28 protein-coding genes, 1 tRNA gene and 1 other annotated feature are annotated in these 20,961 nt (G+C 37.8%); of the genes, 26 read left to right on the top strand and 3 right to left on the bottom strand.

Annotation, left to right across the window (positions count from 1 at the left end):
• Nucleotides 1–321: 321 nt before the first annotated feature.
• Nucleotides 322–459, bottom strand: coding sequence for a hypothetical protein (locus FD20_RS13265; RefSeq protein ID WP_157060833.1), 138 nt, complete (start codon nucleotides 457–459; stop codon nucleotides 322–324).
• A gap of 170 nt (nucleotides 460–629) precedes the next feature.
• Here FD20_RS13265 and FD20_RS03375 point away from each other — a divergent pair.
• The 15 genes from FD20_RS03375 to recN all read left to right on the top strand — a co-directional run bounded on the left by FD20_RS03375 (nucleotide 630) and on the right by recN (nucleotide 11,268).
• A tRNA-Arg gene (locus FD20_RS03375) sits at nucleotides 630–703 on the top strand.
• A 149-nt stretch (nucleotides 704–852) separates the two neighbouring features.
• Nucleotides 853–937, top strand: a sequence feature (ribosomal protein L21 leader region).
• Between the two features lie 14 nt (nucleotides 938–951).
• A complete protein-coding gene (rplU, locus tag FD20_RS03370; protein WP_057736174.1) occupies nucleotides 952–1,260 on the top strand; it encodes a 50S ribosomal protein L21 in 309 nt (102 codons plus the stop codon).
• A gap of 26 nt (nucleotides 1,261–1,286) precedes the next feature.
• Entirely contained in the window at nucleotides 1,287–1,610 is a 324-nt protein-coding gene (locus tag FD20_RS03365) for a ribosomal-processing cysteine protease Prp (protein WP_057736173.1), read from the top strand.
• Nucleotides 1,611–1,638: 28 nt separating this feature from the next.
• Nucleotides 1,639–1,914: a 50S ribosomal protein L27 gene (gene rpmA, locus FD20_RS03360; protein ID WP_446197897.1), complete on the top strand. Its 276-nt coding sequence runs from the start codon at nucleotides 1,639–1,641 to the stop codon at nucleotides 1,912–1,914.
• 94 nt (nucleotides 1,915–2,008) lie between these two features.
• Nucleotides 2,009–3,076, top strand: coding sequence for a M24 family metallopeptidase (locus tag FD20_RS03355; protein ID WP_057736172.1), 1,068 nt, complete (start codon nucleotides 2,009–2,011; stop codon nucleotides 3,074–3,076).
• A gap of 128 nt (nucleotides 3,077–3,204) precedes the next feature.
• Nucleotides 3,205–3,762, top strand: coding sequence for an elongation factor P (gene efp / locus FD20_RS03350; protein WP_057736171.1), 558 nt, complete (start codon nucleotides 3,205–3,207; stop codon nucleotides 3,760–3,762).
• Between the two features lie 21 nt (nucleotides 3,763–3,783).
• Nucleotides 3,784–4,215, top strand: coding sequence for an Asp23/Gls24 family envelope stress response protein (locus FD20_RS03345; protein WP_057736170.1), 432 nt, complete (start codon nucleotides 3,784–3,786; stop codon nucleotides 4,213–4,215).
• A 2-nt stretch (nucleotides 4,216–4,217) separates the two neighbouring features.
• Entirely contained in the window at nucleotides 4,218–4,643 is a 426-nt protein-coding gene (gene nusB / locus FD20_RS03340; RefSeq protein ID WP_057736169.1) for a transcription antitermination factor NusB, read from the top strand.
• 177 nt (nucleotides 4,644–4,820) lie between these two features.
• Entirely contained in the window at nucleotides 4,821–5,699 is an 879-nt protein-coding gene (gene folD / locus FD20_RS03335; protein ID WP_057736168.1) for a bifunctional methylenetetrahydrofolate dehydrogenase/methenyltetrahydrofolate cyclohydrolase FolD, read from the top strand.
• Nucleotides 5,671–7,023 carry an exodeoxyribonuclease VII large subunit gene (xseA, locus tag FD20_RS03330; protein WP_057736167.1) on the top strand — a complete coding sequence of 451 codons (1,353 nt, stop codon included), beginning with the start codon at nucleotides 5,671–5,673 and terminating at the stop codon, nucleotides 7,021–7,023. The genes folD and xseA overlap by 29 nt, the downstream gene beginning before the upstream one ends.
• Nucleotides 7,013–7,246, top strand: a complete 234-nt coding sequence (locus FD20_RS03325) for an exodeoxyribonuclease VII small subunit (protein ID WP_057736166.1) — start codon at nucleotides 7,013–7,015, stop codon at nucleotides 7,244–7,246. Before xseA ends, FD20_RS03325 begins: the two co-directional genes overlap by 11 nt.
• Nucleotides 7,200–8,132: a polyprenyl synthetase family protein gene (locus tag FD20_RS03320; RefSeq protein ID WP_420864734.1), complete on the top strand. Its 933-nt coding sequence runs from the start codon at nucleotides 7,200–7,202 to the stop codon at nucleotides 8,130–8,132. The genes FD20_RS03325 and FD20_RS03320 overlap by 47 nt, the downstream gene beginning before the upstream one ends.
• The gene (locus FD20_RS03315) at nucleotides 8,129–8,941 is read left to right on the top strand and encodes a TlyA family RNA methyltransferase (RefSeq protein WP_057736164.1); all 813 of its coding nucleotides are present in this window, start codon (nucleotides 8,129–8,131) and stop codon (nucleotides 8,939–8,941) included. Before FD20_RS03320 ends, FD20_RS03315 begins: the two co-directional genes overlap by 4 nt.
• Nucleotides 8,942–9,043: 102 nt before the next feature.
• Nucleotides 9,044–9,496, top strand: a complete 453-nt coding sequence (gene argR / locus FD20_RS03310; RefSeq protein WP_057736205.1) for an arginine repressor — start codon at nucleotides 9,044–9,046, stop codon at nucleotides 9,494–9,496.
• A 62-nt stretch (nucleotides 9,497–9,558) separates the two neighbouring features.
• Nucleotides 9,559–11,268 (top strand): DNA repair protein RecN, encoded by a 1,710-nt coding sequence (gene recN, locus FD20_RS03305; RefSeq protein ID WP_057736163.1) that lies wholly within the window; start codon nucleotides 9,559–9,561, stop codon nucleotides 11,266–11,268.
• Between the two features lie 88 nt (nucleotides 11,269–11,356).
• On the opposite strand, the gene lexA is transcribed toward recN, so the two are convergent.
• Entirely contained in the window at nucleotides 11,357–11,980 is a 624-nt protein-coding gene (gene lexA, locus FD20_RS03300) for a transcriptional repressor LexA (RefSeq protein ID WP_057736162.1), read from the bottom strand.
• 154 nt (nucleotides 11,981–12,134) lie between these two features.
• Between lexA and FD20_RS03295 the strand changes: the two genes are divergently transcribed.
• Nucleotides 12,135–12,383: a DUF896 domain-containing protein gene (locus tag FD20_RS03295; protein WP_057736161.1), complete on the top strand. Its 249-nt coding sequence runs from the start codon at nucleotides 12,135–12,137 to the stop codon at nucleotides 12,381–12,383.
• Nucleotides 12,384–12,471: 88 nt separating this feature from the next.
• Nucleotides 12,472–12,699, top strand: coding sequence for a YneF family protein (locus FD20_RS03290; protein ID WP_057736160.1), 228 nt, complete (start codon nucleotides 12,472–12,474; stop codon nucleotides 12,697–12,699).
• Between the two features lie 29 nt (nucleotides 12,700–12,728).
• Here FD20_RS03290 and FD20_RS03285 read toward each other — a convergent pair whose 3' ends face one another.
• The gene (locus tag FD20_RS03285; RefSeq protein WP_057736159.1) at nucleotides 12,729–13,358 is read right to left on the bottom strand and encodes a lysophospholipid acyltransferase family protein; all 630 of its coding nucleotides are present in this window, start codon (nucleotides 13,356–13,358) and stop codon (nucleotides 12,729–12,731) included.
• Between the two features lie 96 nt (nucleotides 13,359–13,454).
• Here FD20_RS03285 and FD20_RS03280 point away from each other — a divergent pair, with 96 nt between their 5' ends.
• From FD20_RS03280 to FD20_RS03240, 9 genes are all read left to right on the top strand, one after another.
• Nucleotides 13,455–14,210, top strand: coding sequence for a tRNA1(Val) (adenine(37)-N6)-methyltransferase (locus FD20_RS03280; protein ID WP_057736158.1), 756 nt, complete (start codon nucleotides 13,455–13,457; stop codon nucleotides 14,208–14,210).
• Entirely contained in the window at nucleotides 14,188–14,514 is a 327-nt protein-coding gene (locus FD20_RS03275) for a GIY-YIG nuclease family protein (protein ID WP_057736157.1), read from the top strand. Before FD20_RS03280 ends, FD20_RS03275 begins: the two co-directional genes overlap by 23 nt.
• Nucleotides 14,515–14,654: 140 nt before the next feature.
• Nucleotides 14,655–15,644, top strand: a complete 990-nt coding sequence (locus FD20_RS03270) for a D-2-hydroxyacid dehydrogenase (protein ID WP_057736156.1) — start codon at nucleotides 14,655–14,657, stop codon at nucleotides 15,642–15,644.
• A 190-nt stretch (nucleotides 15,645–15,834) separates the two neighbouring features.
• A complete protein-coding gene (rpsB, locus tag FD20_RS03265; RefSeq protein ID WP_057736155.1) occupies nucleotides 15,835–16,629 on the top strand; it encodes a 30S ribosomal protein S2 in 795 nt (264 codons plus the stop codon).
• A 92-nt stretch (nucleotides 16,630–16,721) separates the two neighbouring features.
• Nucleotides 16,722–17,600, top strand: coding sequence for a translation elongation factor Ts (gene tsf / locus FD20_RS03260; RefSeq protein ID WP_057736154.1), 879 nt, complete (start codon nucleotides 16,722–16,724; stop codon nucleotides 17,598–17,600).
• 278 nt (nucleotides 17,601–17,878) lie between these two features.
• Nucleotides 17,879–18,601, top strand: coding sequence for a UMP kinase (gene pyrH, locus FD20_RS03255; RefSeq protein WP_057736153.1), 723 nt, complete (start codon nucleotides 17,879–17,881; stop codon nucleotides 18,599–18,601).
• A gap of 4 nt (nucleotides 18,602–18,605) precedes the next feature.
• Complete coding sequence (frr, locus tag FD20_RS03250) at nucleotides 18,606–19,169, top strand: ribosome recycling factor (protein WP_057736152.1); 564 nt, start codon at nucleotides 18,606–18,608, stop codon at nucleotides 19,167–19,169.
• Nucleotides 19,170–19,353: 184 nt separating this feature from the next.
• Nucleotides 19,354–20,133 (top strand): isoprenyl transferase, encoded by a 780-nt coding sequence (locus FD20_RS03245; protein WP_057736151.1) that lies wholly within the window; start codon nucleotides 19,354–19,356, stop codon nucleotides 20,131–20,133.
• 6 nt (nucleotides 20,134–20,139) lie between these two features.
• Complete coding sequence (locus FD20_RS03240) at nucleotides 20,140–20,925, top strand: phosphatidate cytidylyltransferase (protein ID WP_057736150.1); 786 nt, start codon at nucleotides 20,140–20,142, stop codon at nucleotides 20,923–20,925.
• The last annotated feature ends 36 nt before the right edge of the window (nucleotides 20,926–20,961 follow it).

Below are 20,961 nucleotides of genomic sequence, written 5' to 3'. Positions count from 1 at the left end.
GCTGAGCATTGCTCTCTAAAATTAACTGTTAAACAAGTTAAGTTGAAATTAAATATTGTGACCAATATCCCAACGATGTAAAACTTGCTAATTCAAATTCTGGTGTAAATGGTAAGTGTACAGTTGTTAACTGTCCAAGTACTAAAATTTAATTGCTAAATCAACAGTTACAAAAAATCAAAAAAGCTGCAACCATCATACCGGTTGTAGCTTTTTCGCACAGCTATTTAGTTTATAAAAGCAGCTGACACTTTAAATTATTACTTATAATAATACACAATTAATCCAGAGTTAAGTGCCACAAGCCTCAGGAAAGCAATGCTATTTACCCAAAAGTTTGTCTTGTCGTACATCATTCTTGAAATGCTTATAGCCGCTGCGAGTTTTGCGCTGGTTGTCATAAAGCTGAATAATACCAGCGAGGAGCAAAATACCTATAAGTGCTAAAAATTGTATCATTCAAACCATCCCTTTTTTTATATTACATTTCATTTACAATATTATCACATGATTACATAAACATTTCAATTATAATGCTTATTTATAGATTGTTAATAAAATAAGAATATTTTCAAAAAAAGTTTTGACAACATAGGTGGAGTCATCCTATAATAGTTAGTGTTGTTTATGGCTCGGTAGCTCAGCTGGATAGAGCATCCGCCTTCTAAGCGGACGGTCGAGAGTTCGAATCTCTCCCGCGCCATTACGGCATTAATAGCTGAGGTGCCTCAGGGCATCTTGGCTTTTTTGACTGTAAGAATTATAGACTTTTGGAAACGGTAAATGAATTAGTAAAAAAGATTGACGATTCGCTTGTTTTTTGCTATCATTTGAGTGTTGTATTTGTGCATGCCACAACTGCAACCGCACGTTTTAAGTTTAAGAACCTGAGATTATTATCTTGGGTCACTACATTACGGCGAGTCTAAGAAATTATAAGGAGGTGCACAAATGTACGCAATTATTGAAACAGGTGGTAAACAATTAAAGGTAGAGGCTGGACAAGCTATCTATATTGAAAAACTTGCTGCCGACGCAGGTGAAAAGGTTACTTTTGATCATATTGTCTTAGTTGGTGGAGATAAGACTGTTATTGGTAAACCATTCGTTGATGGTGCCAGTGTTACAGGAACAGTTGAAAAGCAAGGCCGTGCTAAGAAAGTTGTTACTTTCAAGTACAAGGCAAAGAAACATTCACATACAAAGCAAGGACATCGTCAACCATACACAAAGGTTGTCATTGATGCTATCAACGCTTAGTTATTGATGAAAGTGAGGCCTTGGAGATGATAAAAGTCCGTTTCTTTGAAACCGGACAGAATAAGCGTGGCTTTGAGATCACAGGTCATGCAGATTCTGGTGTATATGGACAGGACATTGTCTGTGCAGCTGTTTCAGCATTGGCGATCAGTACGATCAATGGGCTGGAAAAGCTTGCACACACCGATCCCAAGGTTGATGCAAATGAGGAGGAAGGAGGCCATCTGAGAGTTGAACTGAACTCGCAAGAGTTGAACAATAGCGATGCTCAATTATTATTGGCCAACCTCAAACTTGGTTTGCAGGATATAGAAAAAAATTACGCTAATTACATTAAAATAACCGATTGAATACAGGGAGGTGCACTTAACTATGTTAATGAACTTACAATTCTTTGCTCATAAAAAGGGTGGTGGTTCCACAGCTAACGGTCGTGACTCAGAATCTAAGCGTTTAGGCGCAAAGAGTGCTGATGGACAAGTTGTTACAGGTGGTTCTATCCTTTATCGTCAACGCGGAACACGTATTTATCCAGGTGTGAACGTTGGTTTGGGTGGTGACGACACATTGTTTGCTAAAGTTAACGGCGTTGTTCGTTTCGAACGTAAAGGTCGCGACAAGAAACAAGTGTCAGTTTACCCAGTAGCTGAATAAGATAATTATGTTTCATTATAAGACCAATGCGAGACAAAACGTTTTGTGTTGGTCTTTTTTGTTTTTTCATAACTGTTTTATAGGAGATGATTCGGTGAATACTAAAAGAATCACGAAATTATTGGTTCGGCTGGAGCAGATGAGTCTCGATTCTTTTATGGTAACGGATCCGGTGAATATTTTTTACCTAAGCGGTTTTACTGGCGATGCAGGAGTTTTGTTGCTAACAAATGAGGAACAGTATCTAATAACGGACAGCCGCTTTGAACAGCAGGTCCAAAAAGAGTTGACGGGTTGGAAGATCATGATCAGCCGCGACTACATTGGAACAGCATGTGACTTGGCTGAGAAGTTGGGATTAGTCGCTATGGGGTTTGAAGATACGCTATCGTACCGACAGTACGATTACTTAGATGAAACTGCAGTTTGTGACATTATTCCGCTGGAAAATGTAATTGAAAATTTACGTTCAGTTAAAGAACCTGTCGAGATTCAAAGTATCAAAAAAGCAGCGGCATTAGCAGGCAGATGTTACCGCGCGTTTTTAGAGGTGGTAAAACCAGGCTGTACTGAACTTGAATTGGCGAATTGGATTGATAATTATATGAAACAAAATGGCGCCAGTGAAAGTTCTTTTCCAACGATAGTGGCAAGTGGAGAGAGGACGGCATGGCCACATGCTGTTGCATCTTTTCGCCGGATTACATTGGCTGATCTTCTGACCCTTGATTTCGGTTATTACTATCAAGGATATACTTCCGATGTGACACGGACTTTTGCGCTTGGTCCGCAATCTGCTGAGGTCAAAAAAATGTACGATGTTGTTTTACGAGCTCAACAAAAAACGATTTCGGCTGTTTGCGAAGGTATTTCAGGTCAGGAGTTGGATTTAATTGGGCGTACTTACATTGAAGAAAATGGTTTTGGCGCTTTTTTCAATCATGGGATGGGTCACGGAATTGGTTTGTCAATCCATGAATTGCCTAATATCGGTAAGAATTTTACGAATAAGCTTCAGGCAGGACAAGTTATTACGATCGAACCAGGTATCTATGTTCCTGGTACTGGTGGCATCAGAATTGAAGACGATATCTTAGTCACAGATAACGGTTATGAAATTTTAACGGATTTTGAACGCAACTATCTAGAGATTGAAGGATAGACTTGCATTTCAAGGGTTTTTATTGATATTATTAACTGTAATCAATTGAATCTGAGAATGCACTTAAATCTTTCTAATAGAGAGAATTTAAAAGAGTAAATGACTCAGAGATTTGTAGGAGGAACATTATGATTTCAGTAAACGAATTTAAAAATGGATTGACCATTGAAGTGAATGGTGAACTTTGGCGCGTTGTCGAATTTCAACATGTCAAACCGGGAAAGGGCAGTGCATTTGTACGTTCAAAGCTTAAAAACTTACGGACAGGAGCTGTTCAGGAAAAAACTTTCCGTGCGGGTGAAAAAGTTGAACGTGCACAGATTGATAACCGTAAGATGCAATATTTATATGCCGATGGTACAAGCTATGTTTTCATGGATACAGAGACATACGAGCAATTGGAACTTCCAGAAGAGAAAATCAAAAATGAATTGAACTACTTGAAGGAAAATATGCTTGTCAGCATTATTATGTACGGTAATGAAACATTAGGGGTAGATCTTCCTAATACGGTTGATTTAACAGTTAGTTCAACTGAACCAGGAATTAAAGGCGATACAGCTTCAGGCGGGTCAAAGCCTGCAACGTTGGAAACAGGACTGATTGTACAGGTTCCCTTTTTCGTCAACGAGGGTGATGTTTTAACGATCAACACGCAAGATGGAAGTTACATTTCCCGTGCCTAAAGTTTAAAGGAGGTACTATCGATGGCTGAGAGTAAGAGTATTGTTTTAGCAAGTCAAAAACCTGCACTGGGTCAGATAGAAGTTGCACCTGAAGTTATCGAGATTATAGTGGGAATTGCGGCCAAACAAGTCGAAGGTGTTTATTCGATGAGAGGCTCATTGGCAAGCAGCTTGAATGAGTTATTCGGCCGCAAGAGTCGTGGTAAAGGCATTAAGCTCGAGCAAGATGGTGATACATTAAGTGTAGAGATTTATGCTTTTCTTGATTATGGTGTTTCTGTTCCTAAAGTGGCGTTGGAAATCCAAGAAAAAGTTAAACAGCAGTTGCTGTTCATGACAGGATTGGAGCTCGAAACAGTCGATGTTTACGTTCAAGGTGTAGTTCCTGAAAAACAAACTCAGAGTGTGGATCCAGACGACTTGTTTGGTGAAGAAAATGGTGACAATAAGTGAGCATGACAAGACATACTATTCGACGCATTGTTTTTCAAATATTGTTTGCACTTGAAAGCAATCCGGAGACGAATATAGAAGAACTGTATACCCAAATTCAGAGTGAAAGTGAAGCTAATGACATTGGTGTAATTCCAGTATATTTAACTGAACTGGTGAATGGTGTAGTATCTAAAAAAGAGGAACTTAATCAGGTTATCACATCTCATTTAAGCAATAAATGGAGTATTTCACGTTTGAATAAAACAGACCTGCTTATTTTACGTATTGCAATCTATGAGGCCCAGTTTGAAGATGGAGTACCTAAAAAAGTTGCGATTAATGAAGCCTTGCAGTTATCAAAGGAATTCAGTGATGAAAAATCACGTCGTTTTATAAATGGTGTTCTCTCAAATTTGATAACAGAGAAACAAAATGATGCAGAATAATCTACTAAATTTGTGTATAGACTATTAATTTTTTTAATGAGCGGTTAAGACTACTGAAAATGTGAGTCTTGATCGCTTATTTCATTTGGTTTTTTTAAATGAACTGGATTGGTCTATAGAAAGAAAAGAAGATATGCTAGAATATACTTTAAGTAAATAATGATGAGGATGAATAAAATGGTCGCAAAACTGCTGGATGGAAAAGAATTATCCAAAGAAATTCGCAATAAGTTAAAACAGAGAGTTACGGTATTGAAGGAAAAGGGAATTACGCCTAAATTAGCAGTGATTTTAGTAGGTGAAGATGAAGCGAGCAAAGTGTATGTTCACAATAAACATCGTGCTGCGGAAAAAATTGGGATTGAGACAATTGATATAAAACTTGCGCAGGATATTACTGAAAAAGAACTGCTCCTGCAGGTAAGAAAATATAATGAAGATGATTCTATTCACGGAATACTTGTTCAACTACCTTTGCCTAAACAGATAAGTGAAGAAAAAGTAACATGTGCGATAGCGCCAGAAAAGGATGTCGATGGTTTTCATCCTGTAAATATTGGACATTTGTTTATGAATAATCCGCACTCACTACCATGTACTCCGCATGGAATTATGAAATTTTTTGAAAAATATGAACTGCCGATCGCAGGGAAAAATGTTGTGATAGTGGGTCGCAGTAATATTGTCGGCCGACCAATGGCTGCAATGATGCTGAATAATGACGCTACCGTGACGATAACACACAGTAAGACAAAGAATCTCTCTGAATTCACACGGCAAGCCGATATTTTGATCGCTGCTGTTGGACATGCTGCTTTTATAAAGAAAAATGATGTAAAACCAGGAGCAGTTGTAATTGATGTTGGAATGAATCGAAATGATAAAGGGAAACTAGTTGGTGATGTTGAGCAAAAAGGAGTATCCGAAGTAGCTTCTTATATAACGCCTGTCCCAGGAGGTGTTGGCCCAATGACAATCGCTATGTTGATGGAACAGACTGTTAAATTTGCAGAACGAGGTGTACAGATTGGCAACAGAAAAGTATCTAACGGTTAGTGCTTTAACAAAGTACTTAAAGCGCAAGTTTGATGCAGATCCTTATTTAGGACGTGTCTATCTTACGGGGGAAATCTCAAATTTTCGAATGCGTCCCAATGCCCACCAATATTTCAGTTTGAAGGATGAGCGCGCTAAGATTAGTGCTATTATGTTTCGTTCATCTTTTGAAAAAGTAAAGTTTCGGCCCGAAGAAGGAATGAAAGTTTTAGTTGTTGGACGAATTTCACTTTATGAAGCAACCGGAAATTACCAGATCTATGTTGAAAAAATGGAACCAGATGGTGTGGGAGCTTTGTACCAAGCTTATGAGCAGTTAAAAAAGAAACTTGCGGCCGAGGGACTTTTTTCCGCTCCCAAGCGAAAACTACCTCTTTTTCCGCAACGAATAGCTGTGATTACGAGTCGTTCTGGTGCGGTAATTAAAGACATTATGACAACTGTCAGAAGAAGATATCCTATTGCACAGCTGGTATTGTTTCCAGCGCTTGTTCAAGGAGAAAGTGCGGCAGCTGACATCGTGGAGAAAATTCATACTGTTGAACGTTCAAATAATTTTGATATCTTAATAATTGGACGTGGGGGTGGCTCGATTGAGGACCTGTGGCCTTTTAATGAGGAAATGGTGGCACGTGCTATTTATGATTGCGATATACCGGTTATCTCATCTGTCGGCCATGAAACAGATACGACAATTGCTGATTTGGTGGCAGATGTTAGAGCAGCCACCCCAACGGCTGCTGCTGAGTTAGCTGTTCCAGTGCTGAATGATGAACTTTTAAAAATAAATCAAGTCAAGATGAGGTTATATCAAGCTTTTAAAGCTGAATTAAAAATAAAAGAACAACAATTGTTGAAGTTGCGTTCTTCCTATGTTTTTCAACAGCCCGAACGATTATATGAAGGTTACTTGCAGAAGCTTGACTATTTTGATAAAAGAGCTGGACAAGCTGCTCAAGCAATAGTTTCGGTACATGAGCGGCGCTTTGCACGGGTGCTGTCCCGTTTGCGCGAGGCTGCGCCTATCGAAAGTGTACGGTTAAATGAGAAGCAGATTGAATATTTGCAAGAAAGACTCCGTAAAGCAGAAATGACATTTCTTGAACAGAAGGAACAGCGGGTTAAAGCCGCAATTGTCAGTCTGGATATGCTGAGCCCTTTAAAAATTATGACACGTGGTTACAGTTATGTTTCACAGGACAAGCATGTTATTAAATCGGTGAAACACTTAACGAAGAAACAGCAAATTGAAATTCATTTTGCAGATGGTAATGCTACAGCCGAAATAAAGGAAATCAAGGAGGAGCAGGATAATGACCGATAAACCAACTTTTGAAGAGAATTTAAATGAACTTGAAGAAATTGTGCAAAAATTAGAGCAAGGTGACATTCCTTTAGAGAAGTCACTTGAAAAATTTCAACGTGGAATGAAACTTAGCAAGGAATTACAAGCAAAACTTGAGAATGCAGAGAAAACACTGACTAAAGTAATGGATCAAAATGGAAATGAAGAAAAATTTGAACGGGATGATAACGATGAAGAGTGAGTTTGAACATTTTCAAGAACAGCACCTTACACATCTTAATAAATATCTCGAAATGTATCTATCACGTTTGAATGGCGAACAGACGCTTAAAGATGCTATGTTTTACTCGGTTTCTGCAGGAGGAAAAAGAATCAGACCGATGTTGATCCTCGCTATTTGCAACGAAACAAAGAGAAAGATAGATGAAGACGTTTATGCAGTTGCTGGCAGTCTGGAATTATTGCATACTTATTCATTGATACATGATGATCTTCCTGAAATGGATAATGATGATCTTCGACGAGGACAATTGACAAATCATAAAAAATTTGGTCAAGCGATTGCAGTTTTGGCAGGAGATGGTTTGTTGACGACAGCGTTTGAATGTATTGGGAATACTAAGCTGAATGACAGCATAAAAGCCAAATTGATGACGGCGCTGGCTAAAGCTGCAGGACCGCAAGGTATGGTTAGCGGACAGGTTGCAGATATTGAAGGTGAAAAAAAGCATCTTACACTTGCAGAGTTGCAATTACTTCACCAGCGTAAAACGGGTGCCCTAATTGCTTATGCTTGTGATGCCGGCAGTCTTTTAGGCGGCGTATCAACTGAGCAGCAGAAAGAAATACATCAGTTCGCTATGGCCTTTGGACTGGCTTTTCAGATTTATGATGACATCTTGGATGTTGTCTCGACTGAAAAACAGTTGGGGAAAGCTGTCCATAAAGATCAGTTTGAGCATAAAAATACATATCCGGAACTGATGGGACTTGATGGAGCATACCATCAACTAAATGAGGCCTTGTTCAAAGCTCAGTGCAGTTTAAAGTCTCTGGGACAGTTGGGCATGAAAACTGAATTGTTGAGTGGCTTTTTAGATTATTTTGCGAGAAGGAAAAATAAATGAAAAAAGAACGTGTTGATGTTTTATTAGTTAAGCAAGGATTATTTGCTACACGTGAACAAGCTAAAAGAGCAGTAATGGCAGGCGAAATATTAGGTAAGAATGAAGAACGGCTTGATAAGCCGGGAATGAAAATTGATGAAGCAACCAAACTTCATTTTAAGGGTGTTAAAATGCCTTTTGTCAGTCGAGGTGGTTTTAAACTTGATAAGGCATTGAAGGTGTTTGATTTAGATATCAAGGGTAAAACGGTGCTAGACATTGGTTCATCGACCGGTGGTTTTACGGATGTGGCTTTACAGAATAAGGCTAAAATGAGTTACGCATTGGATGTTGGGACAAATCAGTTAGCTTGGAAAATACGCCAAGATCCGCATGTTGTGGTCATGGAAAACACCAATTTTCGCTACAGCAAGTTAGAAGATTTTACGCATGGACAGCCGGATTTTGCAACAATTGATGTTTCTTTTATTTCGCTTGAGCTGATTTTACCGGCACTTCATGAAATACTGACGCCTGGTGGAGATGTTGTTGCATTGATTAAACCTCAATTTGAAGCTGGAAAAGAAAATGTTGGTAAACATGGTATAGTTCGTGATAAAAAGGTGCATAAAAACGTTTTGAATAAAATTCTGTCTTTTGCATCAGAGCATGGATATAATGTTTGTGGACTTGATTTTTCACCCATTACTGGTGGTGAAGGCAATATTGAATTTCTCGTTCATCTGCGTAGTGTGGTGCAGAATGTTCACCTTGACGAACAAATAGATATTGATGGGGTACTCGAATCGGCATATGCAACTCTGAAATGAAACAGCTTTAGTTATAAAATACAATTATTCTTTAATATTTATACAATATAGGCTATCATTAAGGATAAATGCGAATATTATTTTTAGAAGTTGGTGACTGTGATGCGAAAGCAAGATAGACAAAAAGCAATAAGAACGCTAATACAGCAAAATAGTATTGATCGGCAGGAAGATATTGTAAAACTTTTAAGAGAACAGGGAATTGAAGTAACACAAGCTACCATCTCACGTGATATTAAAGAAATGCAGCTAATTAAACTACCTTCACCTAAGGGAAATTATCAGTATAGTATGCCAACAGAAAAAAAGATGGATGCGGAAAAAAAATTAAGACACACACTACATGATTCATATGTTTCCTCCAGAATTCAGAATGAGTTTTTTTTGATTAAGGTTTTGCCAGGAAACGGACCTGCTGTAGCAAGTTTGATAGATCAGCTCAAAATGGAACAAATTTTTGGTACAATTGGGGATGATGATACAGTGCTGGTCATAGCTGCTACGACTGAAAAAACACATGAGGTACAAAAAATATTATTGGAAATGACAGAATAATATTTTGTTTGGTATTTAAAAGATTATGGTTACCCTTTAATTGGGGTAAAAGGGATGGTTCAATGTTACAGGAACTCACGATTAGGGATTTTGCGATTATTGAAAAGATGGATATTGATTTTCGAACAGGAATGACGGTTTTAACGGGTGAAACAGGAGCTGGTAAATCAATTGTAATTGATGCACTGGGGCTTTTAGCCGGGGGTCGCGGGTCACAAGAATTTATCCGTAAAGGTGCAAGTAAATCGATGTTGCAGGGGCTTTTTACCCTTTCAACGGATGATGCACTGAATACATTACTGGATGAAATAGGTATTGAGCACGAAAATGATGGTCTAATTTTGCAGCGCGACCTTTATCGCAATGGTCGAAGTGTTTGTCGAATCAATGGAATACTTGTTAACTTATCAGTGCTTAGACAAGTTGGTGAAAAGCTGATTGATATTCATGGACAAAATGAGCACCAAGAGTTGATGAAGACAGAGCGACATATATTTCTTCTTGATGAGTATATACCTTCTTTTGCTTCTTTAAAGAAACAGTATCTACAGGCTTTTCAAAAGTATGGTTCTTTGAAAACTGCTTTGGAGAAAAAAGAAACAAATGAAAAAGAATGGGTTCAGAGACTTGATATGTTAAAATTTCAAGTTAAGGAAATCGAAGATGCCGATCTAAAAATTGGCGAGGAGGAAAAATTAAGTACTGAAAAAAGTCAGCTGGAAAATTATCAGACGATCCGAAGTGCTTTGCTGAGAAGTTATCAATTGTTATCTGGTGAAACAACTGATACATTAGGGCAGATTGGGGGAGCAATGGAGGAATTAAACAATATTGCCTCTTATTCGGATAAATTGCAGGCAATCAGCGAAGGATTTGCAAATGCTTTTTATGCACTTCAAGATGCTGTACATGAAATCTCAGGTGAACTAGATATGATGGAATGGGATGAGGATCGTCTAAATGAGCTTGTTCAGCGATTGGAGTTGATTCACCAATTAGAGCACAAATATGGTGATTCAATTGAACAGGTCCTTAAATATCAGCAAAAAATTACTCACGAGTTATCTGAGATGCAAAAAACTGAAAATAACAGTGAACAACAAAAAGAAGCTGTGTTGTCTGCATTTGAAGCGGCTAAACAGCTTGCAAATAAGTTGTCAGTCAAAAGGCATGAAGCAGCTAAAAAATTGCAAAAGGATGTTCATCAGCAACTAAAAGAACTTTTTATGGATAAAGCGTTGTTTGAGGTGAAGTTTAAACGTTCGAAAAATGAACTTGGACGCGAAGGTATAGATGAGGTTGAATTTTATATACAAACTAATCCTGGTGAAACAATGGGCCCTCTAGCCAAAATTGCTTCAGGGGGTGAGTTGTCTCGAATTATGCTTGCATTGAAAACTATTTTTGCTCAGACTCAAGGGGTTACCAGTATTATTTTCGATGAAGTTGATACGGGAGTTAGTGGTCGTGTTGCGCAGGCGATAGCCGAAAAAATAAGTCAAATAGCATCTCATTCGCAAGTTTTATGTATTACACATCTGCCACAGGTGGCGGCAATTAGTGATCATCATTATTTCCTTGCTAAACATACTGTGGACGGAAGAACCGAGACAACTATCAAAAAGATGAGTATGCATGAACGTGTAAATGAGCTTGCACGTATGCTTGCAGGGACAACGATAACTAAATTAACACTTGAACATGCTGAAGAATTGTTGAAGATGTCGAATGAATTGAAAAAGAAACGTGCTGAAAAAATGCAAAAAAACTAGAATTATACGGATAATACTCAATTGGTTTGAATTCTTATTGAGTTTCACCCTATAATTCTAGTTTTTTAGAACAGGTTTTATATTATTACTAAAGAAAGTTACGATATAGACCAATTACTTTGCCAAGAATTAGTACGGAGTCCAAAATAATTGGATCCATTGTATCATTTTCAGGTTGTAACCGGATATGATCATCTTCTTTGAAGAAACGCTTGCATGTTGCTTCATTTTCCTCAGTCATTGCGATTACAACATCACCATTGTCGGCATAGCGCTGTTTTCTAACAATAACCTTATCACCATTTAAAATTCCAATGTTAATCATGCTTTTTCCGCGTATAGTTAACATGAAGAGATCATCTGCCGATTCCATATTTGGAGGTAATGGGAAATATTCTGTTGCTTCCTCAACGGCTAGAATGGGTGCACCCGCAGTTACGGTTCCTAAAACTGGAATGGAATCCGCATGTTCCTGAATTCCGAGTGCCTCCAGACCAGCCGCAGTTAATTCAATTGCACGCGGTTTGGTTGGATCTTTTTGAAGAAATCCTTTTTTCTCTAATCGTGCAAGGTGTCCATGGACAGTTGAAGTTGAAGAAAGATCAACTGCTTGACAGATCTCGCGAACTGTTGGTGGATACCCCTTTTCGTTGACTCGTTCATATATGAAGTGTAGAACAGCCATTTGCCTTTTTTCAGAAGCCTTTGTCATTTATGACACCCCAATTACTAAGTTAATATTTAAATTCTAGCACATAAATGTTACGGTTACAAACAAATGTTCGTATTGATTATTTGAAGATCAGCTCTTTTTCTTGTATGATGTTCTTTATCAAAACTAAAGCAGAACTAGGAGTGAATTAGTAATGGCAGAAAAAATACCACAAAAATTGATTGACCGTATTAATGAATTATCAAAAAAGAAAAAAGAAAGCGGTCTTTCGGAAGTAGAACTAGAAGAACAAAAAAGTCTTCGCGAAACATATCTGGCACTATTTCGCGAAACATTTAGAAGTAACATAGAAATGATGCAAATTTTCGATAAAAAAGGAAATGAGGTAACACCTGAAAAAGTAAAAAAAATTCAGCGCAAAAAAGGTTTGCGTGATAATTAGTTTTTTTATATTTTAAGATATGTCCTTTATTTTTTTGGGGTAGTTGTGTAGAATTAAGGAAGAGGTGACTTGAAAGGAGCAATTGTTGATGTCAACGACGATCTGGGTATTAATTGCAATTCTTGCATTGGTCGTGGGTTTTGCTGGCGGCTTTTTTGCGGCGCGCAAGTACATGGAAAACTACTTGAAGAAAAATCCTCCAATTGACGAGAATATGATGAAAGCAATGATGTTGCAAATGGGTCAAAAACCATCAGAAAAGAAGCTACATCAGATGATGAATGCAATGAAGGCACAAAATAAGAAAAAGAAATAAAAAAGAAGCTCCGTTACGGAGCTCTTTTTTTATTTCTTTATTGTTTTAGGATCAATGTACTGATATGTCGGATCAATTTCTTTATCTAACTCATCAAAAGTAGTGTGCAATTTTTTGAGAATTTTTTGCTGTCCTTCATCGGTCAGCCGTTCTTTACGACCAATATATACGGGATCGCCGAATGAAATTGTCACACGTTTGCGCAGAAAAAGCTGTTTGAAGGTCGGAGGACCTTGATAGACAGCCGGAACAAGTGGAACTCCAGCCAATTTGGCGATAAGGAGTGCACCGCCTTTTAATTTTTGCGAATGTCGTGTACCTGATGGAAACATAATCAATGAAAGGTCACGCTGCTTGAGCCATTTAACTGGTGTTTTGATTGCAGATGGACCAGGATGTTTGCGATCGACAGGAAAAGCATTGGCATGAACTAAAATAAAGCGTAGAATTGGATTCTTGAATAATTCTGATTTTGCCATAAAGGAAAATTTCTTGGGTGAGGCAGCAAGCGCAAAGTAAATCATGTCAAACCACGCGCGGTGCGGACCAACTAAAATATAGTTACCAGCCGGAAGTTTTTCCTTATTTTGGTAACGTACGTTACCATGAATTAAAAAAAGAAAACAGCGTGCAACAACACGAACAAATGAATAGAACATCACGATGACATTCCTTTCTGAATTAAGATATTTCAGTGATTAGTATTGCATAAGTTTCGAGCTGGTTGCAAGTCCAAATAAGGTTAGGTCAAAAAAATGTGTTTAAACAAAAATGAAAGAATTGATATGCTATATTCAAATGATGTCAAAATAATTCAAAGTGCGGAAGTCTTTTCCTTCTCATTAGATGCGGTTTTATTAGCAAACTTTGCAGAGCCGATCAAAAAAGGGAGTGGGCGGGTAGCGGATCTTTGCGCTGGAAATGGTGCAGTTGGACTTTTTTTAAGTTCTAAAACAAAAGCGCATATCGTTGAAATTGAGATTCAAGAGCGTTTGGCTGATATGGCCAAACGCAGCATTAAGCTGAATGAACATACTAATCAAATGGAAGTTCTGAATATTGATTTAGCGGATGCGTATAATTATTTGAGAAAAGATTCGTTCGATACAATTACTTGTAATCCGCCGTATTTTCCAAATTTGAATGATAGTAAAAAAAATGAAAATCCTTACTTTGCAATTGCGCGGCATGAAATCACGGTTAACTTGGAAAAAATTGTCGAAATTGCTAGTGGTTTATTGAAAATGAATGGAAAAGCATATTTTGTTCATCGTCCAGAACGTTCTTTAGAACTTTTGACACTTCTTCAGAAAAATAGGCTAGCACCTAAAAAAATTCAATTAGTTTATCCTAAAAAAGAGCGTGAAGCCAACATGATTTTGGTCGAAGCTATTAAGGATGGACATCGGCAAGGAATTCGCTTTTTGCCACCAATAACGGTATACAATGAAGATGACCAATATGGATCATTTGTACAGGAGATTTTGTATGGAGGAAAAAAAGCAGAATAAAAAGTATTTTTTTTATGTTCTATTGTGTGCTGATGGAACCTTGTATGGAGGATTTACAACAAACTTGAAAAAGCGTCTGATTGCACACAATACTGGACACGGTGCGAAATACACACGAGTTAAAAAAAGACATCCGGTTAAGATTATACATTATGAAATTTTTCAGGAAAAAACGCTGGCTCTGAAAGCAGAGTACGCTTTTAAGCATCAGACACGTGCTAAAAAAATTATTTATTTGGAAAATTGTGGTGTAAATGATGATATTCTTGCATCCTTAAGAAAGACGGGCATCAAACTTAAATAAGGAAGAGGACAAGCCTAAAGAGTTAATCAGGAATAAAGTTCATGTTACAATAACTACTGTGCAGTTACCGCTGATTTTTAGTGTGTTTGGTGGAAATTGTACCGCCGTGTATAGAGATATTATATAATTGGAGGTTCATGATGAAGTTTATTGCATTTAATGCTCGTGAGGATGAGCAACAGTATTTTGAGGCGTGGGAAAAGAAAAATGGTGTTCAAGTTGATATGGTCGAGGAAGCAATTGATTCAACTTCTATCAATCAGACCGTAGGGTACGACGGCGTCCTCGCATTGCAAACAGGCGTTTTTCCAGAGAAAATGTTTGATAAGTTGAGCAAAAATGGTGTAAAAGTTTTTGCTATTCGGAACGTTGGAGTTGACAACCTTGACTTGGAAGCAGCAAAAAAAAATGGTATCAAGGTTACAAATGTTCCAGCTTATTCGCCAAATGCAATTGCCGAATTTTCGGTCACACAGTTGATGCAACTTTTGCGCAATACAACTATTTTTAGACGCAAAGTTGCGGAACATGATTTCCGTTGGGCTCCGTTTGTTGGAAAAGAGCTGCGTTCTCTGACTGTCGGTGTTATTGGAACAGGTCGTATTGGGCGTGCTGCAATCGATATTTATCTCGGTTTTGGAGCAAAAGTCATCGCATATGATGTTTATCCGAATCCAGAATTAGTGCAGGAAGGCTTGTATGTTTCGTCCTACGATGAGCTGTTTGCACAGGCTGATGTAATTACAATGCATATGCCAGCGACCCCTAAAGATCATCATCTTATCAATGCTGATACCATTGCTAAGATGAAAAAGGGTGTCTATATTATCAACACAGCAAGAGGCTCATTGATTAATACACCTGATTTGATCAAAGCTATAAAGGACGGGCAAGTTGCTGGTGCAGCACTAGATACTTATGAGAATGAAAGCCCATTGTTTAATCATGATTTGCGAGGAAAAGAATTAGAAGATAAAACATTTAGTGAACTGTTAGAACTTGACAACGTTCTTGTAACACCGCATGTGGCCTTTTATACGGAAACAGCAGTTAAAAATATGGTCTTTATTGCGCTTGACAGTGCTAAATCGGTTTGCGAAAAAGGGCATGCCGATACGCTGGTTATTTAGAACTGTTGATTAAATTTTATTACTCAACTTAAAAAGTTGCATTTTAGATAACAATAGGGTAGACTATTAAAGGTTGCTGTGTAAGCAACAATTCACACTCTATGTGATGGCACGGAGGGTGCTCGTAACGGAGTCTTCTGTCAAATGAGCATAGGGGAGGAAAACAAAACAATATCGGAGGTAACAAATTATGGCAGTAATTACCATGAAACAATTGCTCGAAGCAGGTGTTCATTTTGGACATCAAACACGTCGCTGGAATCCTAAGATGAAGAAATATATCTTCACAGAACGTAACGGAATCTACATTATCGATTTGCAAAAAACAGTTAAATTAATTGATAGTGCATACAACTTCGTGAAAGATGCTGCTCAAGATGATGGCGTTATTTTGTTTGTTGGAACAAAAAAACAAGCACAAGATGCAATTGAAGAAGAAGCAAAACGCGCAGGTCAATATTTTGTCAACCATCGTTGGTTAGGCGGAACTTTGACAAACTGGGATACAATTCAAAAACGTATTAAACGTTTGAAAGAAATCAAGGCAATGGCCGAAGATGGTACATTTGATGTTCTGCCAAAGAAAGAAGTCGCTTTGCTTATCAAGCAGAGAGAACGTCTTGAAAAATTCCTTGGTGGTATTGAAGATATGCCACGTATTCCAGATGTGTTGTTTATTGTTGATCCTCGCAAAGAAAGAATTGCCGTTAAGGAAGCACGCAAGCTTAATATTCCTATCGTTGCGATGGTAGATACAAATGCTGATCCAGATGAAATTGATGTTAAAATTCCATCAAATGATGATGCAATCCGTGCGGTCCGCCTGATTACTTCTAAGATGGCAGATGCTGTCATCGAAGCACATCAAGGTGAAGATCAAGAAAAGATTACAGAAAAATCATTTGGCGAAACTAAAAAAGCTGATTCAATTGAAGACATCGTAGAAGCTGTTGAAGGCAAAAACGATACCAAAGATGCTGAATAGTTAAAACATAGGCTGTCTCAAACGTTAGGCACGTTAAGGGCCTTAGTGTTTGAGGCAGTTTTTATTAAAAAACTTTTAAGGAGGCCATTGATATGGCAAAAATTTCTGCTTCTCAGGTTAAAGAACTGCGTGATAAAACAGGTGTTGGAATGATGGCTGCTAAGAAAGCTCTTGTTGCGGTAGATGGTAAGATGGCTGAGGCTATTGATTATTTACGTGAAAAGGGAATTGCTAAGGCAGCTAAGAAAAGTGACCGTGTTGCAGCTGAGGGGTTAGCTGACGTTGAAGTTGTAGGAAATACGGCAGCAATTGTTGAAGTTAATGCGGAAACAGATTTTGTTGCTCAAAATGCACAGTTCAAAGAATTAGTTAAAAAAGTTGCAAACATAATTGCAAAAGAGAAACCTGCAACTGTGGAAGATGCATTGAAAGTTAAGACTGCTAACGGAACTGTGAACGATGAAATTATTGAAGCAACACAGGTTATTGGTGAAAAAATAACTCTGCGTCGTTTCACGGTTGTTGAAAAAAATGAAAGTCAAAACTTTGGCGCATATTTGCATATGGGTGGCAAAATTGCAACATTAGTTGCCGTTGAAGGTGCTGATGAAGCAACTGCGAAAGACGTTGCAATGCATGTCGCTGCAATAAATCCAAAATATGTTAACCGCGATCAAGTTCCAGCTGAAGAGTTGAACCATGAAAAAGAAGTCTTGACGCAAGAAGCTTTAAATGAAGGTAAGCCTGAAAAAATTGTTGAAAAAATGGTTGCAGGTCGTTTAAATAAGTTTTTAGCAGAAATTAGCTTGGATGATCAAGAATTTGTTAAAGATCCAGACCAAACTGTTGGAAAATATGTTGCTTCAAAGAATGGAAAAGTACTTTCGTTTATTCGTTACGAAGTCGGAGAAGGTATCGAAAAGAAGGAAGATAACTTCGTTGATGAGGTAATGAGCCAAATTAAAGACTAAACTTGATTTGAATAGAGATCAGTTTGGCAATATTGTTATTAAAACGAAAATTAAATGTAGATAATTTAAAATTTGATTCAGCTGGAAATTAACTAAAATTAATTTCTGGCTGTTTTTTTTATTCTCTTGAAAAATAGAAAAAGTTTTATAAAACTAAAGATCTTATGCTTGGATATGTAGTTTTTATGATATTCAAGCTAGCGAAAGTATGTTAAAATAAATAAGAATGTGTTCATAAAATATTGATTGTGAATTTACAATGAATGAGGAGGGCCATAATGGCAAACGTTAAGTATAAACGTGTGGTATTGAAATTGAGTGGTGAGGCGTTAGCAGGTGATTTAGGCACCGGAATCAACCCTCCAGAAATTCGGAAAGTTGCGGAAGAAATTAAAGAGGTACATAATTTAGGTGTCCAGATTACTATTGTTGTCGGCGGTGGCAATATGTGGCGTGGTGAAGCTGGAGAACAGATGGGGATGGAACGTTCACAGGCTGATTATATTGGAATGCTAGCGACAGTTATGAATGCACTAGCATTGCAGGATAATCTGGAATCAATTGGTGTTCCAACGCGTGTTCAAACATCTATTGAAATGCGACAGATTGCTGAACCATATATTCGCCGCAAAGCCATTCGGCATTTGGAAAAGGGACGTATCGTAATCTTTGCAGGTGGTACGGGATCACCATACTTTTCAACTGATACAACGGCTGCTCTGCGTGCTTCTGAAGTTAATGCTGATGTTATTTTGATGGCAAAAAATGGTGTTGATGGAATTTATTCTGCAGATCCAATGAAAGATGCAAGTGCAGTAAAATATGATAAGCTGACACATTTGGATATTATTAATAAAGGCTTGCAAGTGATGGATACGACCGCATCTTCCTTATCAATGGATAATGATATTCCGTTAGTTGTTTTTAACATGAATGAAAGAGGAAACATTAAACGTGTTGTGAAGGGTGAGACGATCGGAACAACAGTGAAAGGAAAATAATATTATGCAAATCAATGACCCAATAATAAAAAAAGCAAAAGATAGAATGACTAAGGCAGAAGACGCATTTAAACGTGAGTTAGGAAATATTCGTGCTGGTCGTGCCAATGCTAGTTTATTAAATCGTATTATGGTTGACTATTATGGTGTTTCAACTCCCTTGAACCAGATTGCCCAAATTTCGGTTCCGGAAGCTCGTGTTCTGTTGGTTACTCCATATGATAAATCGTCTTTAAAGGATATTGAACACGCAATTTTAGCTTCTGATTTGGGTATTTCACCTGCTAATGATGGTTCGGCTATTCGTCTGGTTATCCCACAGTTGACGGAAGAGAGACGTAAGGATCTTGCAAAAGAAGTAAAAGCTGAGTCTGAAAATGCTAAGATTGCAGTAAGAAATGTACGTCGAGATATGATGGATGAACTAAAAAAGGCTGAAAAAAATGGTGATCTTACTGAGGATGACCTGCATGCCTTAGAAGGACAAGGACAAAAAGTAACAGACAGCTCGATCAAGAATGTTGAAGCTATACAGGCAGAAAAGGAAAAAGAAATTCTTGATGTATAAAGTAAGCAGCCGTCTGTTGAGGATGGTTATGAACAACGGGTAGCATTGTTGGATCTTTTGATTGATTGAATCGACAGAGTCATTTTTAAGATTCTTTGTTGATAATGTTGATCAGCGGGTTCATCTTTGCCCCGTTGTTCATTTTTTGCTAAAATATATTTTGACTTTTAATGGGGGTGTATCTTTGTTCTCAAAACTAATTAAAAATGGATCTCATTCGGAAGAAGAGAAGTTGACACTTGATCCAGAAAGAATTCCTGCTCATATTGCAATAATCATGGACGGGAATGGGCGCTGGGCACAAAAAAGACATCTGCCGCGGATTGCTGGTCATAAGACAGCGTTAGAGACAGTTAAAGAAGTTACAAGAGAAGCAAACAGACTTGGTGTTAAAGTACTGACTTTATATACATTTTCAACTGAAAATTGGAAAAGGCCCAAAAAAGAAGTGGATTTTTTAATGGGGCTGCCAGTAACTTTTTTTGATACTTTTGTTCCAGAATTAGTCGAAAAGAATATTCGTGTTAATGCAATTGGATACATTGATGAATTACCTTCTAAGACCAAGGAAGCAGTTATGCGTGCCATTGAGCAGACGGCTGATAATGATGGAATGGTTCTGAACTTTGCGATTAATTATGGTGGAAGAGCGGAAATAAATACCATGGTCAAAGAAATTGCAAAGCAGGTAAAAGATAAACAGTTAGATATTGATGAAATAGATGATAAAAAAATTACTGAAACGCTTATGACAAATTCATTAAGACCATATAATGACCCTGATCTCTTAATTAGAACTAGCGGGGAAATAAGATTGTCAAATTTTCTGTTATGGCAGATTGCCTATAGCGAATTTGTATTTTCAGATGTTTTATGGCCAGATTATACGGCGGAAACTTTAAAAGAAAATATTTACGAATATCAAAGCCGTGATCGACGTTTTGGTGGCTTGAAGAAGGAGTAATTTATTATGAAACAACGTGTAATAACAGCGACTGTAGCCTTGCTGATTTTTGTTCCACTGGTTATCTATGGAAAATTGCCATTTGAGATATTATGTATCTTGCTTGGCTTGATTGGTTTGTCGGAGATATATATAATGCGGAAAAAGTTATTAGTCTCCCCTGAAGCCATGATCGGCTCTTTGGCAGGGTTAACGATTCTTGTCCCGCAGCAGTGGCTGACATTTTTACCTGATCCAGAAATGCGTTTTAGTATTTTTTATTTTTTCATTCTCATATATTTGTTATATACTGTTATGACACGCAATCGTTTTTCATTTGATGATGCGGGTTTTTTAACACTGGGTGTTATATATATATCAGTCGGTTTTCACTACTTGATAGTCGCGCGTCAAGCAGGCCTAGATGTTTTGTTTTTAATTTTGTTTGTAGTTTGGGCAACCGATAGCGGAGCTTACATGGTTGGCCGCAAGTTAGGTAAAAATAAACTCGCCCCACACATCAGTCCTAATAAAACTTGGGAAGGCACAATCGGTGGTTCACTGATAGCGTTAGTAGTCGGCGCAGTATTCACTTATTTTTTCCCTCAAGTGTACAGTTGGGGAACAATGCTCTTGGTGATACTTTTGGCATCTGTCGCAGGGCAATTGGGCGATCTTGTCGAATCTGCATTGAAACGATACTATGGTGTTAAAGATTCAGGGAAAATACTACCTGGGCATGGCGGTATTTTAGACCGCTTTGACTCATTGTTGGTTGTATTGCCAATTATGCACTTTGTAGGATTGATTTGATAATTTGACGTTTGTTTTCATAATGAAAGGAATACT

This window comes from Liquorilactobacillus uvarum DSM 19971, assembly GCF_001434935.1.
Classification (GTDB): Bacteria; Bacillota; Bacilli; order Lactobacillales; family Lactobacillaceae; genus Liquorilactobacillus; species Liquorilactobacillus uvarum.
Note: the sequence above shows the minus strand (reverse complement) of the source record. Positions and strands in the feature narration are given on the sequence as shown.

Coding starts and splice junctions, on each gene's coding strand:
- FD20_RS13265 (WP_157060833.1), bottom strand. CDS start 459: ATGATACAATTTTTAGCACTTATAGGTATTTTGCTCCTCGCTGGTATT.
- rplU (WP_057736174.1), top strand. CDS start 952: ATGTACGCAATTATTGAAACAGGTGGTAAACAATTAAAGGTAGAGGCT.
- FD20_RS03365 (WP_057736173.1), top strand. CDS start 1,287: ATGATAAAAGTCCGTTTCTTTGAAACCGGACAGAATAAGCGTGGCTTT.
- rpmA (WP_446197897.1), top strand. CDS start 1,639: ATGAACTTACAATTCTTTGCTCATAAAAAGGGTGGTGGTTCCACAGCT.
- efp (WP_057736171.1), top strand. CDS start 3,205: ATGATTTCAGTAAACGAATTTAAAAATGGATTGACCATTGAAGTGAAT.
- FD20_RS03345 (WP_057736170.1), top strand. CDS start 3,784: ATGGCTGAGAGTAAGAGTATTGTTTTAGCAAGTCAAAAACCTGCACTG.
- nusB (WP_057736169.1), top strand. CDS start 4,218: ATGACAAGACATACTATTCGACGCATTGTTTTTCAAATATTGTTTGCA.
- folD (WP_057736168.1), top strand. CDS start 4,821: ATGGTCGCAAAACTGCTGGATGGAAAAGAATTATCCAAAGAAATTCGC.
- FD20_RS03325 (WP_057736166.1), top strand. CDS start 7,013: ATGACCGATAAACCAACTTTTGAAGAGAATTTAAATGAACTTGAAGAA.
- FD20_RS03320 (WP_420864734.1), top strand. CDS start 7,200: ATGGAAATGAAGAAAAATTTGAACGGGATGATAACGATGAAGAGTGAG.
- FD20_RS03315 (WP_057736164.1), top strand. CDS start 8,129: ATGAAAAAAGAACGTGTTGATGTTTTATTAGTTAAGCAAGGATTATTT.
- argR (WP_057736205.1), top strand. CDS start 9,044: ATGCGAAAGCAAGATAGACAAAAAGCAATAAGAACGCTAATACAGCAA.
- recN (WP_057736163.1), top strand. CDS start 9,559: ATGTTACAGGAACTCACGATTAGGGATTTTGCGATTATTGAAAAGATG.
- lexA (WP_057736162.1), bottom strand. CDS start 11,980: ATGACAAAGGCTTCTGAAAAAAGGCAAATGGCTGTTCTACACTTCATA.
- FD20_RS03295 (WP_057736161.1), top strand. CDS start 12,135: ATGGCAGAAAAAATACCACAAAAATTGATTGACCGTATTAATGAATTA.
- FD20_RS03290 (WP_057736160.1), top strand. CDS start 12,472: ATGTCAACGACGATCTGGGTATTAATTGCAATTCTTGCATTGGTCGTG.
- FD20_RS03285 (WP_057736159.1), bottom strand. CDS start 13,358: ATGTTCTATTCATTTGTTCGTGTTGTTGCACGCTGTTTTCTTTTTTTA.
- FD20_RS03280 (WP_057736158.1), top strand. CDS start 13,455: ATGTGTTTAAACAAAAATGAAAGAATTGATATGCTATATTCAAATGAT.
- FD20_RS03275 (WP_057736157.1), top strand. CDS start 14,188: ATGGAGGAAAAAAAGCAGAATAAAAAGTATTTTTTTTATGTTCTATTG.
- FD20_RS03270 (WP_057736156.1), top strand. CDS start 14,655: ATGAAGTTTATTGCATTTAATGCTCGTGAGGATGAGCAACAGTATTTT.
- rpsB (WP_057736155.1), top strand. CDS start 15,835: ATGGCAGTAATTACCATGAAACAATTGCTCGAAGCAGGTGTTCATTTT.
- tsf (WP_057736154.1), top strand. CDS start 16,722: ATGGCAAAAATTTCTGCTTCTCAGGTTAAAGAACTGCGTGATAAAACA.
- pyrH (WP_057736153.1), top strand. CDS start 17,879: ATGGCAAACGTTAAGTATAAACGTGTGGTATTGAAATTGAGTGGTGAG.
- frr (WP_057736152.1), top strand. CDS start 18,606: ATGCAAATCAATGACCCAATAATAAAAAAAGCAAAAGATAGAATGACT.
- FD20_RS03240 (WP_057736150.1), top strand. CDS start 20,140: ATGAAACAACGTGTAATAACAGCGACTGTAGCCTTGCTGATTTTTGTT.